Consider the following 15,721-nt stretch of genomic DNA (forward strand, 5'->3'; position numbering starts at 1 on the left):
TTTTGTTCAATCTCCCCATTGACAGAATGGTAAGTGTGGAACCGATAGATATACCATTCCGAGAGAACCCGGAATTTGACTCCGAACATTTCTTTGATGATGTCATAGGAGTCAGCAAGAATATTCACGAGAGAGCAGAGCGTGTCAAGTTTTGGGCAAATGCAGAGCAGAGCAGGTATATCAAAACAAAGCCTCTGCATTCCTCTCAGTGCATATTAAGTGAGAATCCTACGGACGGAAGTTGTATTTTCTATATTGATGTGGTGATAAATTTCGAGATGTATTCTGTGTTTATGTCCTATGGTGCGGGAGTAAAAATCTTATCCCCACGTAAGTGCTTGAACCATATGAGCCAAGTGCTGAAAGCTGCCGCCTCTTTGTACGACCAACGTGTATAACGTTATTAACTATACGAATAGGAAGATTAGCATGGATTATATTTGCTACTTTTGTAAGCGAAAAATTTCGAAATAAGTAATGAAGAAGAAAATCTTGTATAGAAACGATATAAGTAACAACTTTGCTGAATAAGAAAATGACCGAGCAAGAACTGCAAAACAAGATAGGTGCAATGCACTTGAGATTTTTGGATGATCAAGTACATTATGAAGAGTTTGTAAATGTTCTGATGTGCTACTCTGAGTCATCAGACAATTATGGACAATCTGTAACTGCTGCACTGCGAGACGGATTGACTAATAGTGAACACTATTTCAGAATGGAGAGTGCCATCTCTCCACGATCCATCGTGATTGAGAAAAAGAGTAAAGGCTTGAACGTTTCTAAGGCAGACATAGAAGGCTGTTATTCTCTATGTTTTATCCTCGATGACGAAAGAAAACTAAAGATGCACTTCGATAGGAAACTTAGTCATTTGCTCTACATTCTCATTCTCCTCTGTTCTTTAAAAAACGGCTTTTTGGCCGATTTCTTTCTGTCAGAGGACAATTTGCGCACTGTTATACAGTTAATCAAGTTGATTTATCCTCATATGGATGAGAAATCTGCCAGGCTGATGGCCAAGGAACTTGCTTCCGATCGTTCTTTTTCTGATATCCTGCAGAAAATGAAGGCTCCGCTGGGTGATTGCCTTCGGCAGGCGCAGATAGTAGATGACTTGTATTGGTATATGCCTTATGCTGTCAAACTGAAAAAGAAAAGGCTGTATAAAGTTCATATCCCACAGCCCCAGATAGTCTGTCCACCAGAATTTCTTTCCATCATAGATGCCCTTCCTGATGCCTCTGAGTTTGTTTCAGAAGGATTAGACATAGAGGAACGAGATATGGAGAACGACTTTGCTTGGGCTAAGGTAGCTGCGGCGCAAGGTAAGGCAGATGGGTTGTATAAATTAGGTGTGTATTATGGAACTGGCGATGTGGTATCTCAAGACTACAAGAAGTCAAAATACTATTTTGAGTTGGCTGACCAAAGAGGCTGCTTAGATGCCACTTTCGAGTTAGGTGTTTACCACATGTTTGGCTTTGGTGTCAAGAAGGATATCCGCAAGGCACTCGCCTATTTTGAGCGTGCTGCCGCTAACGGTCATGCAGAAGCTGCTGCCTACGCAGGACAAATCTACAAGTGTGGTACGAATGGTGTGAAGGTGAATCACCAGAAAGCATTCAACCTATATATGATTGCAGCAGAGCGCAATCAGGAAGAAGGTATGATGTACGTGATACTTGGATATCTGCTTGGTGAGGGAGTAAAAGCAGACATTGACAAGGCCTACGAATGGTTTCTGAAGGCAGAAGCCTTAGGGTACGAAAGGATTAAGACAATTTATGGCATACATTATTTCAACCAAGGTGATAAAGAGTCGCTCGACAGGGCACGCCAACTGTTTAGTGACGGTTGCAAAGCCGGCATTCCCCAAGCGTTCTTTTTTATGGGGAAAATGATTCATATGGGTTGTTGCAAGACGGACAATGTCAAAGAAGAAATGAAAAAATGGTTTTTGAAAGGTGCATTGTGTGGTGAACAGATGAGCATTTTGGCGGTGAAGAAGTGTTTTCCTGTTGAATATGCCAAATGCCAGGATAGTCTTGAGAATCAGTTGTCCATGCGCGATATCTTCATCAGTCAGGTGCAGTTGATGGGCAATATGTTTTGGGACACCTTCATCCAGTTGGTCGATGCTTACAGGGAACGATGGCATGAGCACTATCTTGCTGAGATTTGCAAACAGTTGAACATCCACAAAAAACCTGACGGTAACGATAATAACAGGGTACCAGAGCGACGTATTACTATCAGGAAGTCTAAAGGAGGCAAACTTCCTTATGAGATTGTTTTAACCCTGTTCAATGGTGACGAGATTGTCATTGATAAGATCAATCCCAAATGTCTCACCCTATTCTTACTAACTATCATCTGTTCCTACAAGAACGGCTATACTACTATGATGGCTACAGACAAAAACTGCAGGCCGATATTGAAGGAACTGGTGTATTTGGTCAATGGTAATAGTATCAGCAATCTCGATGACTATGTGGAAGGTATGATGGGGTATGAGAAGGATGAAGAGAAAAAAATAAACGAGGACTACTATAAGCAATATTCTAATATGACTAAAAAAGCCATTAAAAATGCTGTAGGAGATCGTGATGATGCCAATTACTACCTTTTCAGGTTTGACAGAATTTCAGGAAGGAAGATCTTGAGGCATATTTTTCTTGATACTCATAATATCGATATTCCGCACGAACTCATGCACCTGGCAGTTAGAATGCCAGATGCTCTTGATGTTGTACAACATGCAGAATATCAGATTATTAAATAATAAACCATAGCAGAAAATCCTTAAGTTTATACCTATACAGTTTGCCGTTTTCTTAGGAATGCGGCTACTCTTTTACTACCTTTGCAGCACGAAATCCAAGGACATTCTGAGGATACATATTAATAAAAATGAATTCATGATAGAGGAGATTAAGAAAACGATTGACGCAATGACAACAGACGAGATGAAGCAGCGTCTAACTGAATACATGGCCGCAGACCAGCAGTTGATTCCTCGTCCTGTTGCGGTTGAAGTCAGACCCAGTGTCGCCAACAGTAGCAGGTGTCGTTACGACGTACTGTTTATTAATGAGAACGGTCAGGAGACTGAGGTGAAATTTCATGACCGATATTCGCGTCTTCTTTATATTTACACCTTACTCCACCCACAAGGCTATCAGCGTCGTATGGCAGCTGCCAACAACTATAAGGAACTGCAACAACTCTACAGCTTGCTCTATTTCAAGGATAGTGATGCTCTGGTGAAGACAGTCGAAAGTACCGATTTCGACCACTTCTTCAGTCATTATATCGCCCAATCGCGCAATGCCATCCGCCAGGCTACACCTCATGCCTCAGACTTTGCCATTGACCGTCCGCAGTCGCACGACGGAAAGGTACTTATCCCATTCGTGGCACAGGGTGGCACAGTCATCCTTGCCAGTTCGCTTCGTAACCAAATGTCTAATCTTTAATTATTATCACACCATGTATCAGAACGGCAGAAACATTACATTTACCGACCGCAGCAACAGTTGTGTTGACATGTTCCTTAAGGACATCAGAAAATCACAGCCCCTTACTAACAAACAGGAATACGACCTTTGGCTTCTCATGCGTCAGGGCAACAAACAGGCTCGTGACAAGTTCGTCCTTGCCAATCTGCGCTATGTGGTGACTGTTGCCAAGAAGTATCTTGCCTCTGGCACATCCTTCGAAGACCTTATCATGGCAGGCTCGTTGGGCATTACAAAAGCAGCAGACAAGTTTGATGCTAACAGGGGAGTTCGTTTCATAAGCTTTGCAAAATGGGACATCGAGAGCGAGATACAGAAGGTGGCATACAACCACTTCAAACACAAGAGTGCTACCCTGTCCTTGGACGAACCAATAAATTCTGATAAGGATGACTCATATAGTCTGATGAACAGTCTGGCTTCGCCTTCAAATGTTCAGCCTGACTGGCAACTCCGCTATGACGATTCTCTCTTTGCGCTAAAGATGAGGCTTGACACCCATTGGCAGGGCGCAGGTGAGATGTTGGACGATTACCTTTCCATGATGGATAAGGGATTCACCGCTTCTGACTTTGCTCGTAAGTATCATTTGAACGACCGACAAAAGCGCTGTTTCCTTGATATTGTGCATACCGAGGGTCGTCGTTTAAGGCTTGTAGCATAAGACAGTACTCAGTTGTTATAGGTATAAATGAAAGGGGAGTATTGAATATATTTCCTATCTTTGCACCAGAATATTAAAAATTGTTTGATATGGCTATTAGAAAGAAACCGGCACGCAGACTTAAATCAGAAATCGGAGGTCATGGAGATTTCTCAGAGGAGACTATGGACAAGTATAAGGAACCTGACATTTGGACCGTCATCACAGCACTCGATAGAATTCTCGACATGGCTCAGCACTCTCAATTGTCTGACGAATTTTGGGAGTCTGTTAAGAATCCATTGGCTTTCCTCAATAAGGAGTTGGACTTAACCAATATTCAGATTGTTGCTCTGGCAATGCTCGTCGAGTCAGGAGAACCGATGTCCTGGAAAGACATGAGCGACTATCTCGGCTGCTCCCGATTGTCTGTCATGGTATATTCTGAGGAGATTGAAGGATTGGTGACCAAGCGCTGGGCCGTTCGTAAAGACGTCCGTGATCTTTATGGTGTTCATGAGGGGCTTGTCTTGGTGCGTGGTGTCGTCACGGCTCTCCGTCATAATAAGTCCTTTGTCCCAGAGAAGATTGATGGTTTCACCGAACAACAGTTTGTTGATCGGCTGGAGAGACATGTTGGAAAGAATATCAACGACCCCCGTGCTTCATTTGAGGATGATGAGGAATGGATGCTTGAATTTGCCAAGGCGAATTCGCATCTTCCTCTCTGTCGTGAGGTTCTGAGGTTTAATAATATTCATGTCCAGTCGCTTCTGCTGTTGATCGTTGTTGATTATGCTCAGTGGGAAGGATCTGACAGTGAGGGACTTACCTTACAGGCCATCGATAGTCTTTATCCTGATGAGTATGAATGTGACTTCATGCGTGAGGAACTTACTAAAGGGACTCATCCTCTCATCCAATGCGGTTATGTAGAGCATAAATGTGATGAGGGCCAGGCCGATACAAACCAGTATATGCTCACACGTAAGGCAAAGACCGAACTCCTTTCTGCTTATACCCCCAGTCACTCAAGATGCAGAAATATGAAATCTGCTGACCGTTTTCTGAAGGGACATGCGACAATCAAGGAGAAATCGTTGTTTTTCAATATTTCTGATCAGAAGCAGATAGACCGTCTTACCCAACTGCTCAGCACTGAGAGCTTGCCTACTATTCAGAAGCGACTTGAGGAGCAGGGTATGCGTAAGGGCTTTGCCTGCCTGTTTTATGGCGCTCCTGGCACAGGAAAGACCGAGACCGTCCTTCAGATTGCCCGTCAGACGGGACGCGATCTCATGCAGGTGGACATTGCCGGACTGCGCGATAAGTGGGTCGGAGAGAGCGAAAAGAACATTAAGGAGGTGTTTACCCATTATCGCAGACTGTGTCATACCAGTGAGGTAATGCCCATTCTGTTCTTCAACGAGGCCGATGCCATTATCAACAAGCGTACTGAGAATGTGGAGCACTCTGTCGATAAGATGGACAATGCCATGCAGAATATCATTCTGCAGGAGATCGAAGCCCTCGACGGTATCCTCATTGCCACCACCAACCTGACAAGCAATCTCGATAAGGCTTTTGAGCGTCGTTTTCTCTACAAAATGGAGTTCCATAAGCCAAATACGGAGGTGAAAACCAAGATTTGGCGCTCCATGCTGAAGGACATCAGTGCAGATGATGCTCACCAGTTGGCCTCTCATTTCGATTTTTCAGGCGGTCAGATCGAGAATATTGCCCGCAAACGCACCGTTGACTACATCCTCTCTGGCAAATTCGCCTCTTTGGGTGAGATTGAAGACTACTGTCGTGCAGAACTCCTCGTCAACAAAAACGCCCGTCGCATAGGTTTTACATCATAAACAATAATATAAATACTATATAAGTATGAAGAAGCTTGTCAGCCCTCAGGGACTCATAGACGGAAAATATGAAGATCCCAATTTGTCAGAGGCAATCCACGAAAGAGTGGATAATAAACTCACAGTATCTTACCGTCATGACTTTGGGGAGGATATCCAGGTTACTCCCCAATTATCCTACGAACTTGTCAATGGTCAAGTCACCCTCATCGAACTCTCTTATACTATAGAAAATCCAACTCCTGAACGGCTGGAGAAATTCTGCTTTGAGTGTGCGATTTTTTATCTGCTCAGCGGTTTCGAAGTGGTTTCAGAAGAAACCCCACGTGTGCGTATCCGTGTCACAGATCTATACGATATGGCAGGACTCATTTATGCCCTTGATTATCAGTCTGTCAGCTTGTATAATATTATGTGTCCCGTTGGTTTTAACGAAGACTCATTGCCGAAATACCCTGAAGTGATGGAGTGGGATACGCATGACGACGGAAGTCTTGATGAAGTTGACGATGAGGATGATGACCCCTTCGTTGTTGATGACAAGGGAGTGGCATATTCTGAAGATGGAAAGGTTCTGAAGTTCTGTCGTTGCACATTTAACGAGCCTTATTATGAAGTGCCTGACGGAGTGGAGGAAATAGAGGATTTCGCATTTTATTCTTGTCGTCACTATATTAAACTCTCCATTCCTCGTTCAGTCCGAACCATTGGTGGCTCCCTTTTCGCCAATGGCGGATATATCGTTATCAGATAAGATAGATTGTGTTTGTTGAAAGCTTTTGACATTTTTGATAAAATAATATATGAAAATTATGAAAATAGCAGGAAAGAGATTGGCAGAGATTATAAAGAAAAGTGTGGGAAGCACTCTTGTTGGACCATCATGGAAAGAGGTGCGTTATTTTCATCCTGAGGGGAAAGATATGCCTAACGGCTCTCATTATCAGCGTGGCTACTTTATTTGTGAATGTAAAACAAATGCAAGCAGTTTTGTTTTAGACGAAGAGGTTCATGATCTCCAATATGAGCAGGAAAGATACAGAGGTGGTGTCATTGTGTTTCCTACCGATATAAATGCTGCTGAAGTGGACGATAATCAGTTGTCTCATAAGATAAAGCGACTGATAACAGTCTTTAAATACCACCCTCAAAAAGATTCTATACTTCAAGGTGTTGTGAAGATATTTGACAACAAAGAAGAAAATTGCATCGGTGCATTCAGTGTCGGGCATTACTTTAAAGGCAAATACATCGGTGACAAGGGAAACGTGTATAATGAAAAATCAATAGCCATTGAAATAAACGGCCTCTCAAGCAAATCTTTGCTGACCATTGCAGCGATGATAGCTCGAAAACTGCGACAGGAAACGGTATTGGTAAAAGACTTGAATAAAAACAAAATCTATACCGCTGCTTCAATACCAGATGATGCTGCTTCGGATGCTGAGTCGGAAAAGTAAGGAATGATTCAAAACCATTATGGGGCAAATCTTATATAATAGTAAAAAAAACGTAATAATTCAGCATGAATGCTATGATACAGCAGAGTTTTTGCTAACTTTGCGGAAATATTTCACTTATTTACGACCGAATGAAGATACTGCATACAGCCGACCTGCATTTGGGGCAGGTCATCTACCAGAACTACGACCGGAGTGATGAACATCGCCACTTCTTCCATCAGCTGGAACAATGGTGCGAGGAAGAAAAGCCAGACGCTTTGCTTGTGAGTGGCGACGTGTTCGACATTCAGCAACCGTCTGCCACAGTCAAGAAAGCTTTTACCGACTATTTCGTCCATCTGCATCAGGTATGTCCTCAGATGCACATCGTCATCACAGCGGGCAACCACGACTCCGCTTCACGCATCCAGGCAGACAGCTCGGTCTGGAAACTGGCCAATGCACACCTGATAGGCACACCTCCTGCTGTTGACAGTTTGGAGCAGGCTGACGGTTGGCAGCATCAATACATTATCAAGCTTGATCATGGCTATGTGGTTGCACTTCCCTATATGGCAGGTGAACGCAAAGGCATCATCCAGTCCATACTCGACAAGGTGACGGAGGACAATACACTTGGCCTGCCTGTAGTGATGATGGCTCACCAAGCCGTCACTGGACTCGACATCACAGGTCACGGCTTTGACATCGGCACTTTGCGCACCATTGATTCTGATGCGATGGGGAGCGGTTTCGACTATCTGGCCTTGGGACATATTCATAAACCCCAGACCATCGGTCATCTGGAGGATGCAATGAGCGACGAGGTGTGCTATCATGCCCCTGTCATCCGCTATTCCGGCAGTGCCCTTCATGTCAGTTGTGATGAGGCCTATCCGCATACGGTCAGTCTTGTGGACATTGACCAACATCAGGGTAGGGTACAGATCCGCCAGCTTCGCATTGATGAACTGCGCCATTTCCATGTTCTCCCTTCAGACGGCACATCCTTCACTTCGGCAGATGAAGCCTTGGACGCCATGAAAGCATTTGTTGCAGAAGGCCAACGTGGCTATATCCGTTTCCGTTTCGACGTGAATACAGGCCTGCCGTCTAATTTCGGCCAGATGGTCTATGATGCGCTCCTTCCTTACGATGAAGAGTGGCGTTACAACCCAAAGATGTTGTGGACTGGTGTGAGCGCTGATGATGCATCGGAAAAGGAGAAACTGGTCTTTGAGGTAGCTGAGTTGCAACAGATGACCGACCCTATGGTGTTTATCGAGCGCACATTAAACCAATATCCAAACCTTGACCTTGACGATGTTCGTCAGGCCTTTGAAGAGGTGAAGGCAGAAATGCTGCTTTTGAGTGAAGAGAAACAGGAGAAGAAACGTCAGAAAACAAAATCCGTACAGCCATGAGATTGAAAGAACTGCATATCCGTAATATCGCCTCTATCGAGCGTGCCGACATTGACTTTGAGCACGGACTCAACGATGCCGTGACAGACACTCCTGCCTCTATCTTCCTGATTGCAGGTGATACGGGAGCTGGCAAATCCGTTATACTTGACAGTATTTCGATGGCTCTCTATAAGACCACCCCGCGAATAGATAATACTGCCAATAAGAAACTGAACTCATATACCGACAATGAGGGAGAAAGTCTTAACATCAACAGTCTTGAACAGTACACTCGTCTGGGCATCTCCGAGAAAGACGAGTGCTATAGTGAAGTGGTCTTCGAAGGCAATGACGGCAAAATCTATCATGCCCGTCTTACATTGGGAATGGTAAAGAGCAGAAAAAAGGACGCGGAAGGCCATTATATCATCAAGCACAACACTCCCGTCTGGCATGTAAAGACGGACGGTGACGACTGGACCAAAGCTGACGAACAAATCATTGAAAATGCTGTTGGACTCAACTTCCAACAGTTTGGACGCATGGCGATGCTTGCACAGGGGCAGTTTGCCAACTTTCTTACAGGAGACAAAAAAGAACGTGAGGATATCCTGGAGCAGCTGACCAACACGCAGCACTTCACTGCCTATGGTGAAGCCATCAAGAGCATCTTCGACAAAGCCAAGGCAGCGCAGACCACCATACAGACTCAATACGACACAGAGAAACCTCACACATTGAGTGACGAGGAGGTGGAACAGTTGACCAAAGACCAACAGGCTGACCTGCAACAGCAGGAAGCACTGGAACAGAAGATCAAACAGCAGGAAAACAAGCTGAAGCTGATTGATCAGGTGTTGCAAAACGAGAAGATACAGGAGGAAGCCCGACAGAAGAAACAATGTCTGGAAAACATCGTGGCTGGCGAGGAATATCAGCGGAACAGAGGTCTCTTCACAGACTGGGATGCTACCTCTGCCCAGCGTCAGACTCTTGTCAGTCTCCAAAGAGCGGAGCGTGAAGAACAGGCGGTCAGAGGTGAACTTGAGGCTTCGCACAACCTTTTTTTGAAACTTTCTGCTGATCTCGTCGCCAGACGAAACCAACTGAAAGTACTGAATGATTCCATCAGTAAGACACAAGAGTGGATAGACCTGCACAGGCAATACGACGCGCTGTTTGCCAAGGCTGGCGAGATAAAATTGAAAATAGATCAGTATCTTTCCAATCTGGAGAAGGCCGCTGAGACAGACCGCTCTATTCAGGAAGAGAATGTAAAGACAGAACTTCTCAAAAAGGCAGACGAAGAGGCTGCAAAACAGGCAACGGAGGCAGACAGGGCTGTTAAAGCTAAAGAGGAAGAGATAGAGCGGCTGAATAGGCAATGCGCAGCCCTCAACCCACAGCAGATCAACGACCAACTTAGTCGGTCGGAAGCTAAAAAACGCTCTCTTGAAGACCTTCGCAAACTTTACGACACCTTGTCGGCCAACCAAAAAGAAGCCGATGAACTCAGAAATGAGATGAAGGCAGGAAAAGCAGAATTGGCAAGGCTTCAAGAGGATAAGGAAAAAGCTGAATCAGACTTCCAGACGAAGAAAACCGAATCAGAGTTGGCTGACAAGCATCTGACAACCATGAAGATGAGCGTAAGCGACACCATTGTCCACCTGCGTCATCGCCTGCACGACGAACACACAGAGATCTGTCCGCTTTGTGGAAGCAAGATTGACTATAGCCACCTCGAAGACGATTTCAAAGGTATTCTGACTCCTCTTGAACAAGAGCAGGAAAAGGCGGCTGCCGCACTTGTGGCTGCAACGCAACGGCGCGACGGGTCCAGAGATGCGTATCTCAAGTTATACGGAGCACTGCAGGGGAAAGAGCAGCAACTGGCGAGGGCTGACCAAAAAATCAAAGACGACCGTCACAGTATGGAGGTCATGGCAACAGAGATGGAGCTGGACATCACCCAACTGCCCACTCCGCAGATTGCGCATGCGCTTACAGGTGTGCTCGCTGACATCGAAAGGCAGAAGGCCTCACAGAGAGACGTTGAACGGCTGCAAAAAGAGATCAACAAACTCTTCCAGGAGAAGAAACCCCTTGATGCTGCCAAGATCAATGCCGAGAAGGTGAAGGCCAAAGCAGAGAACGATGTAAAGACCAATGCAGAGGCGATTAAACGCTTGAAGATGGAGCACGCTGCGATACTTCAGAACTGTGAGCTTGCCAAGACAGAGATCGGTAAACTGCTCTCCGGCTATGCCGATGACTGGCAGGCAAATACCGATGCCACTTGCAAGAAACTGGAAGAAGATTCCAGGGAATATACTGCCCATCAGAAACAGTTGTCCGACGATACTGCAAAGCGCAACCAGGTTTGCACGCTGATTGATGCAATCTCAAAGATTTGCGACAATATCATTCTGTCGTGTCCCGACTGGCAGATTGCGGAGCAGCCTCAGTCCTATTCCTGCCGTGATATCAGCGCCGAGTGGACTGCGTTGATGGGCAGAGTGTCAACACTCACTTCGAAATGCAAAGAGTGCAGACAGACGATAGAGGGTTCCAGCCATGCGCTCAACAGCTTCTATCAAGAGACTGGCAAGACGGCAGAGGCGCTGTTTGCGCTGATGGACAAAGAGCATCAGGTGGCTGCCGCCCGAAAGTTTGTCGGCGATACCGACGCCCAGTTGAAGTCGCGCAACGATGCCATCGGCGATGCCCAAAAGCAAATCGACGATGCCCTTGCGGCACTTCACGTCGGCAGTCGTTCCGAACTGCCCGACAGGCAACAACTGGAAGGGCAGAAGGCTACCGCCAATACGCTCCGCGACGAGATTCTGTCTAAGATAGCACAGACCAGAAGCCAACTTGAAACCCATCAGACCAACATTAAGAAACTGAAAGAGATTGAGTTGGAACTGGAAGCTGCTAAGCAGCGTTTCGCACGCTGGGATAATCTGAACCGCATATTCGGAGGCACCCGATTCCGCACACTGGTGCAGACCTATATTCTGCGTCCGCTGCTCAACAATGCCAACATCTATCTGAAACAGATAACCGACCGCTACCGGCTCACCTGCAGTGAAGACAACGAGCAGCTGAGCATCCTTGTGCTGGACCGTTACAACAAGAATCAGGTGCGTAGCGCCACCGTCCTCTCCGGAGGCGAGCGCTTCATGATATCCCTGGCACTCTCGCTGGCATTGTCCTCGCTCAATCGGCCCGACATGAACGTCAACATCCTCTTCATTGACGAAGGCTTCGGCACCCTTGACGAGAAGAGCCTCGACTCTGTGATGCAGACGCTCGAAAAGCTTCAGGAGATAGCAGGACAGACGAATCGCCGTGTGGGCATCATCTCTCACCGTGAAGAGCTCGAAGAGCGTATCCCTGTGAAGATACAGGTGATCAAGAAAGGTGAGGGGCGCAGTATGGTGGAGATATCAAATGCATAACCGAGTCATAACCGTAAAGCAGAGGCTTTGAACCGCTGCCCCCTGCCTGATGATCAGGAGACGACATCACATTTCAACGGTAACCATTATGAGCGGACCAGTATGGTTCGCTCTTTTTGTTTTGACGAGTCCGTCAGAGCCCCTGATGGGTTATAGGTATAAATTCCCCGTCTGGTTAGAAAACAAATCGTACTTTTGTATCATAATCAAAAAAACAAGAAAGATGATGATGAATTTATTGCTAGAAAGTGTGGTTGTGATAGTTCTTGAGTTTATAGCCAAATGTCTGCTTTGGCCCTTTATGATCGCTTTGTTCATAGTGTGCATAGCAATGATCCTGGCACTTATTGCCGGAATCGTATTTCTCGTAGGAGCGTTGATAAAAATCGCTATAGAGAAGATCGTCGAAGACTATAAGTCTGACGGCATATTAGGGGCATTGAAAACAATCCTCCTGATATGTTGCGGTGGCTTCGTATTAGTCCTTATTTTCCTTCCTGATATTATCGAGTGTTGGGAAAATATCACCAAAGGCTACAGGGTCTGGGAGGGTGATGTTGACGGCAAACACATCAAGATGCAAATGCGCAGAGGTCCCTTGTACGACGAAAAATAAAACCGCTGGGCTGCCCGTCAGCTGAGAAATGCCAACGGGCATGCATCAAAAAAGGCGAGGGGAGCAATATACTCCCCTCGCTGGTGCTTGGTCAGCGATCCAGCCGCCTGAACCTCGCAAGTCCGTTTCCTGACAGTTCTCCTTATTCTAAAGGAGAGTTGTCAGAATGTTACCATTGCCGACCACATGGAAAGTGGCGTCGAGGGTCTGGTTGCGTCCAGGGTCATAATAGCCAATGACATGAAAGTTGCTGTTGCGCAGACACTGGCGTCCGCTTGATTCTACGTCGATGTAACCCAAAACATGGTTGTTACGGTCTTTTAATGTTTGTCTAGACATAACTGTATAATTTTATTAAAACATATCATTGTCATAAGTGTTGTAAACATAAACGTCAACATATTCCTCGTCGTCTTCTATTTTGTCTTTGGGAACAAACTCGCCAGTATCTTCGACGATATAGCCCTCGACGCCGTCTTTGTGGAATACCACCTCTTCGTTGTCGTCCAGATCAACCTTGTCGTACTCCGGCACCACGACCTTTAAGGTGTTGAGATCGAGAGCGCCGTATTTTCCGTCACCCTCAAGGAGGACGAAATCGTTCCATGGCTCGTGGCATGCCGTAAGCACGTTAGGGACAAGCACCGTACCGTTGCCAGTGACAAGACCAAACTTATCCTTCATACCGTCCCAATAAGCCTGATACATCGTTGCGTAGGGATAGCAGACGAGCGCATCGAAACGGAAATCGGTGAAGACATGGTCAGAACCGTCGGCAGCAACGATGCCATACCTCCCGTCTTTCTTGGCGCCTAGCGTGGGATAGTCGAAGAGGTAGCGGTCGCCCACGAAAGTAAAATCTTCATAGTCTGCCGGAACCAGAATCTGTCCTACAGCATTCTTAACCCCTTTCTTGCCGGTGGCAGGGTCTGTAAACTTGTAGTTGGTCCAGTCGTAAGACGAGAAGAGCTTGTCCAGCCGCTCTTTGGCTTCGTCGCGAGCGTCATCGGAAAGTAGGTGTGCGTCATGCAGTTTCGCTTTCAGTTGTTCAATCTCATTCAGCTGATCTACAGTTGGTCTTGGTCTTTTCTGTTCTTCTTTCATTTTAAACTATTATTAATTAAAAATCTCGCTGCAAAGATACGAATCTATTCCGAACCAGACGGGATTTTTATACGTATAACGCATCGGGTGCGAATTATAATAGTTTTTTTCTCCCTGCTTCCGTTAAGTCAAAAAGAGCAAAAAGCCAATTTCCTTCATCTCACCTATAGTTAAACCGCCCTCTTGGCATATGGAGGTTGAGCTCCATAACCTTGGCAGCGTTCGGGGTAACATAACCAACTATCTGTTCCAGGGAAGGCAGGCCTCTCAGATACCGCGTCAGCAAATCATTGTCATCGATGATAATTCTATGATCAGGGATTCTTACTCGCCGAATACTGATTTTTTTCTTCTTAGGACCTATATCCAACGCTTTTGTCTCTAAGCTACACCAATAAACAGATTTCAAGTCCATAGAACTTCTCTTTTCAATGGCATCTTGGGCATGAGTCCTGCTTACAGATATCTTATGTGAGTCTCTCGACATCGTATCCACCCAAACATCACCGCCTGATCTGAATACCTCATCATAGATTTGTTTGATAACCGATTGGGAGGAGTTGAACGAGAAAAACTTTGTGGGTAGTCCCCCCACAGCCTTTTGGCAGAGAAGCGTTAGCATATAAAACATCTTATCTCCGCGATAGCCAAAATTCAAAGGAAAGCTCTCTCCGTTATCCTTGACAACCAGTATGTCATAGTCGCCATTAGCATCAGCTTGTTTCTTCTTTTTCGTTGGCTTGACAACTATATTGAAGTCAGGTGGAGTGATATTCTTAACATGTTTTTTTTCAAAGTCTTGCAATTCAGGCTCGTCATTGTCAAACTCGGTGTGAATAAAGTCAGTGAATATAGCTTCCGATTCTTTCAAGCTGTTGTAATCAAGCGTATCCTTAATAATGATGTTAAGTTGATCTTTTTGCGGTCCATTTAGTTTGTTTACAAAACACCTGATAAATTGTTGGGCAACATTAATATCACCCGTGCAAGTCATGTGAGTAAAATGGTTTGACATGTCTATTAATTCCTTTAGATTGCCATTGAATATACTCATGACAAAATCACAAAACTCCTGGTTGCCGTATTGGAAAAAACGCCTGATAGTATTCACATAACTTTGACTTTTTCTGGAGCGGAGACCTGCCATAAATTGTTCCAGCTTGTAATTCATATAGTCAAAGTCATAGTTTTCCCCCTTAAAGAAAGTTTCTGTCATATAGCGGTAATCGCCCAATTTCATTGGCATCACCCTCGCAACAACATCCGAGTGAGTAATGAGGTTGTAGAGCTGCGGATCTACAGAATCATCCACTGACTGATGGGCAGAAGACGGCTCATACGGCAATAAGACAATATCGTAGGTCTTACTTTTCCTCTGCATCTCTTTGAACTGTTCCAAGTAAGGCTTCGTCTTTTCGTTGATAAAGATGAAAACCTGATTGGGATTTAAGTTTAACGCATATTTTTCCTCATTACATTCTATTGTTGTCATAACTCACAGATTTTATAATTGGTACAAAAATACAAAGAAAAGGGCAGATGGGCAAATTTCGGTTATCAAGATTGCCTTATTTTAACATAGTCCCTTCTTCGCGCGTGGTCAGATGCTGTTGTTATATCTATAAAAAAGGAAGCCTCAATAGTTTTATTTTCATAATTT

Annotated in this window: 13 protein-coding genes; 10 read left to right on the forward strand and 3 right to left on the reverse strand. The window is 45.2% G+C overall.

Going from position 1 to position 15,721, the window contains the following annotated elements; genetic code table 11:
• The 10 genes from CIK89_RS11015 to CIK89_RS11055 all read left to right on the forward strand — a co-directional run.
• On the forward strand, positions 1–398 hold a 398-nt coding region (locus CIK89_RS11015), incomplete at its 5' end, for a YafY family protein (protein ID WP_144007410.1).
• Between the two features lie 137 nt (positions 399–535).
• Positions 536–2,785 (forward strand): tetratricopeptide repeat protein, encoded by a 2,250-nt coding sequence (locus CIK89_RS11020; protein ID WP_094391420.1) that lies wholly within the window; start codon positions 536–538, stop codon positions 2,783–2,785.
• A 136-nt stretch (positions 2,786–2,921) separates the two neighbouring features.
• Positions 2,922–3,479 (forward strand): hypothetical protein, encoded by a 558-nt coding sequence (locus CIK89_RS13615; RefSeq protein ID WP_158215018.1) that lies wholly within the window; start codon positions 2,922–2,924, stop codon positions 3,477–3,479.
• Between the two features lie 13 nt (positions 3,480–3,492).
• Complete coding sequence (locus CIK89_RS11025) at positions 3,493–4,185, forward strand: sigma factor (protein ID WP_158214623.1); 693 nt, start codon at positions 3,493–3,495, stop codon at positions 4,183–4,185.
• Between the two features lie 89 nt (positions 4,186–4,274).
• Positions 4,275–6,029 carry an ATP-binding protein gene (locus tag CIK89_RS11030; RefSeq protein ID WP_094391422.1) on the forward strand — a complete coding sequence of 585 codons (1,755 nt, stop codon included), beginning with the start codon at positions 4,275–4,277 and terminating at the stop codon, positions 6,027–6,029.
• A gap of 25 nt (positions 6,030–6,054) precedes the next feature.
• Positions 6,055–6,783, forward strand: coding sequence for a leucine-rich repeat protein (locus CIK89_RS11035; protein ID WP_094391423.1), 729 nt, complete (start codon positions 6,055–6,057; stop codon positions 6,781–6,783).
• Positions 6,784–6,841: 58 nt separating this feature from the next.
• Positions 6,842–7,489 (forward strand): hypothetical protein, encoded by a 648-nt coding sequence (locus CIK89_RS11040; protein WP_144007412.1) that lies wholly within the window; start codon positions 6,842–6,844, stop codon positions 7,487–7,489.
• Positions 7,490–7,620: 131 nt separating this feature from the next.
• Complete coding sequence (locus tag CIK89_RS11045; RefSeq protein WP_094391425.1) at positions 7,621–8,895, forward strand: exonuclease SbcCD subunit D; 1,275 nt, start codon at positions 7,621–7,623, stop codon at positions 8,893–8,895.
• Positions 8,892–12,341 carry an SbcC/MukB-like Walker B domain-containing protein gene (locus tag CIK89_RS11050; protein ID WP_094391426.1) on the forward strand — a complete coding sequence of 1,150 codons (3,450 nt, stop codon included), beginning with the start codon at positions 8,892–8,894 and terminating at the stop codon, positions 12,339–12,341. The genes CIK89_RS11045 and CIK89_RS11050 overlap by 4 nt, the downstream gene beginning before the upstream one ends.
• 223 nt (positions 12,342–12,564) lie before the next feature.
• Positions 12,565–12,957, forward strand: coding sequence for a hypothetical protein (locus CIK89_RS11055; RefSeq protein WP_144269563.1), 393 nt, complete (start codon positions 12,565–12,567; stop codon positions 12,955–12,957).
• A 147-nt stretch (positions 12,958–13,104) separates the two neighbouring features.
• Here CIK89_RS11055 and CIK89_RS11060 read toward each other — a convergent pair whose 3' ends face one another.
• The 3 genes from CIK89_RS11060 to CIK89_RS11070 form a co-directional block, all read right to left on the reverse strand.
• The gene (locus CIK89_RS11060) at positions 13,105–13,296 is read right to left on the reverse strand and encodes a hypothetical protein (RefSeq protein WP_094391428.1); all 192 of its coding nucleotides are present in this window, start codon (positions 13,294–13,296) and stop codon (positions 13,105–13,107) included.
• Between the two features lie 15 nt (positions 13,297–13,311).
• Entirely contained in the window at positions 13,312–14,061 is a 750-nt protein-coding gene (locus CIK89_RS11065; protein WP_094391429.1) for a hypothetical protein, read from the reverse strand.
• 160 nt (positions 14,062–14,221) lie between these two features.
• On the reverse strand, positions 14,222–15,553 hold the full coding sequence (locus CIK89_RS11070) for a hypothetical protein (RefSeq protein WP_094391430.1): 1,332 nt from the start codon (positions 15,551–15,553) through the stop codon (positions 14,222–14,224).
• Positions 15,554–15,721: the final 168 nt, after the last annotated feature.

The organism is Prevotella sp. P4-119, from assembly GCF_002251345.1.
Lineage (GTDB): Bacteria > Bacteroidota > Bacteroidia > Bacteroidales > Bacteroidaceae > Prevotella.

Coding starts and splice junctions, on each gene's coding strand:
- CIK89_RS11040 (WP_144007412.1), top strand. CDS start 6,842: ATGAAAATAGCAGGAAAGAGATTGGCAGAGATTATAAAGAAAAGTGTG.
- CIK89_RS11055 (WP_144269563.1), top strand. CDS start 12,565: ATGATGATGAATTTATTGCTAGAAAGTGTGGTTGTGATAGTTCTTGAG.
- CIK89_RS11070 (WP_094391430.1), bottom strand. CDS start 15,553: ATGACAACAATAGAATGTAATGAGGAAAAATATGCGTTAAACTTAAAT.
- CIK89_RS13615 (WP_158215018.1), top strand. CDS start 2,922: ATGATAGAGGAGATTAAGAAAACGATTGACGCAATGACAACAGACGAG.
- CIK89_RS11060 (WP_094391428.1), bottom strand. CDS start 13,296: ATGTCTAGACAAACATTAAAAGACCGTAACAACCATGTTTTGGGTTAC.
- CIK89_RS11050 (WP_094391426.1), top strand. CDS start 8,892: ATGAGATTGAAAGAACTGCATATCCGTAATATCGCCTCTATCGAGCGT.
- CIK89_RS11030 (WP_094391422.1), top strand. CDS start 4,275: ATGGCTATTAGAAAGAAACCGGCACGCAGACTTAAATCAGAAATCGGA.
- CIK89_RS11035 (WP_094391423.1), top strand. CDS start 6,055: ATGAAGAAGCTTGTCAGCCCTCAGGGACTCATAGACGGAAAATATGAA.
- CIK89_RS11045 (WP_094391425.1), top strand. CDS start 7,621: ATGAAGATACTGCATACAGCCGACCTGCATTTGGGGCAGGTCATCTAC.
- CIK89_RS11025 (WP_158214623.1), top strand. CDS start 3,493: ATGTATCAGAACGGCAGAAACATTACATTTACCGACCGCAGCAACAGT.
- CIK89_RS11020 (WP_094391420.1), top strand. CDS start 536: ATGACCGAGCAAGAACTGCAAAACAAGATAGGTGCAATGCACTTGAGA.
- CIK89_RS11065 (WP_094391429.1), bottom strand. CDS start 14,061: ATGAAAGAAGAACAGAAAAGACCAAGACCAACTGTAGATCAGCTGAAT.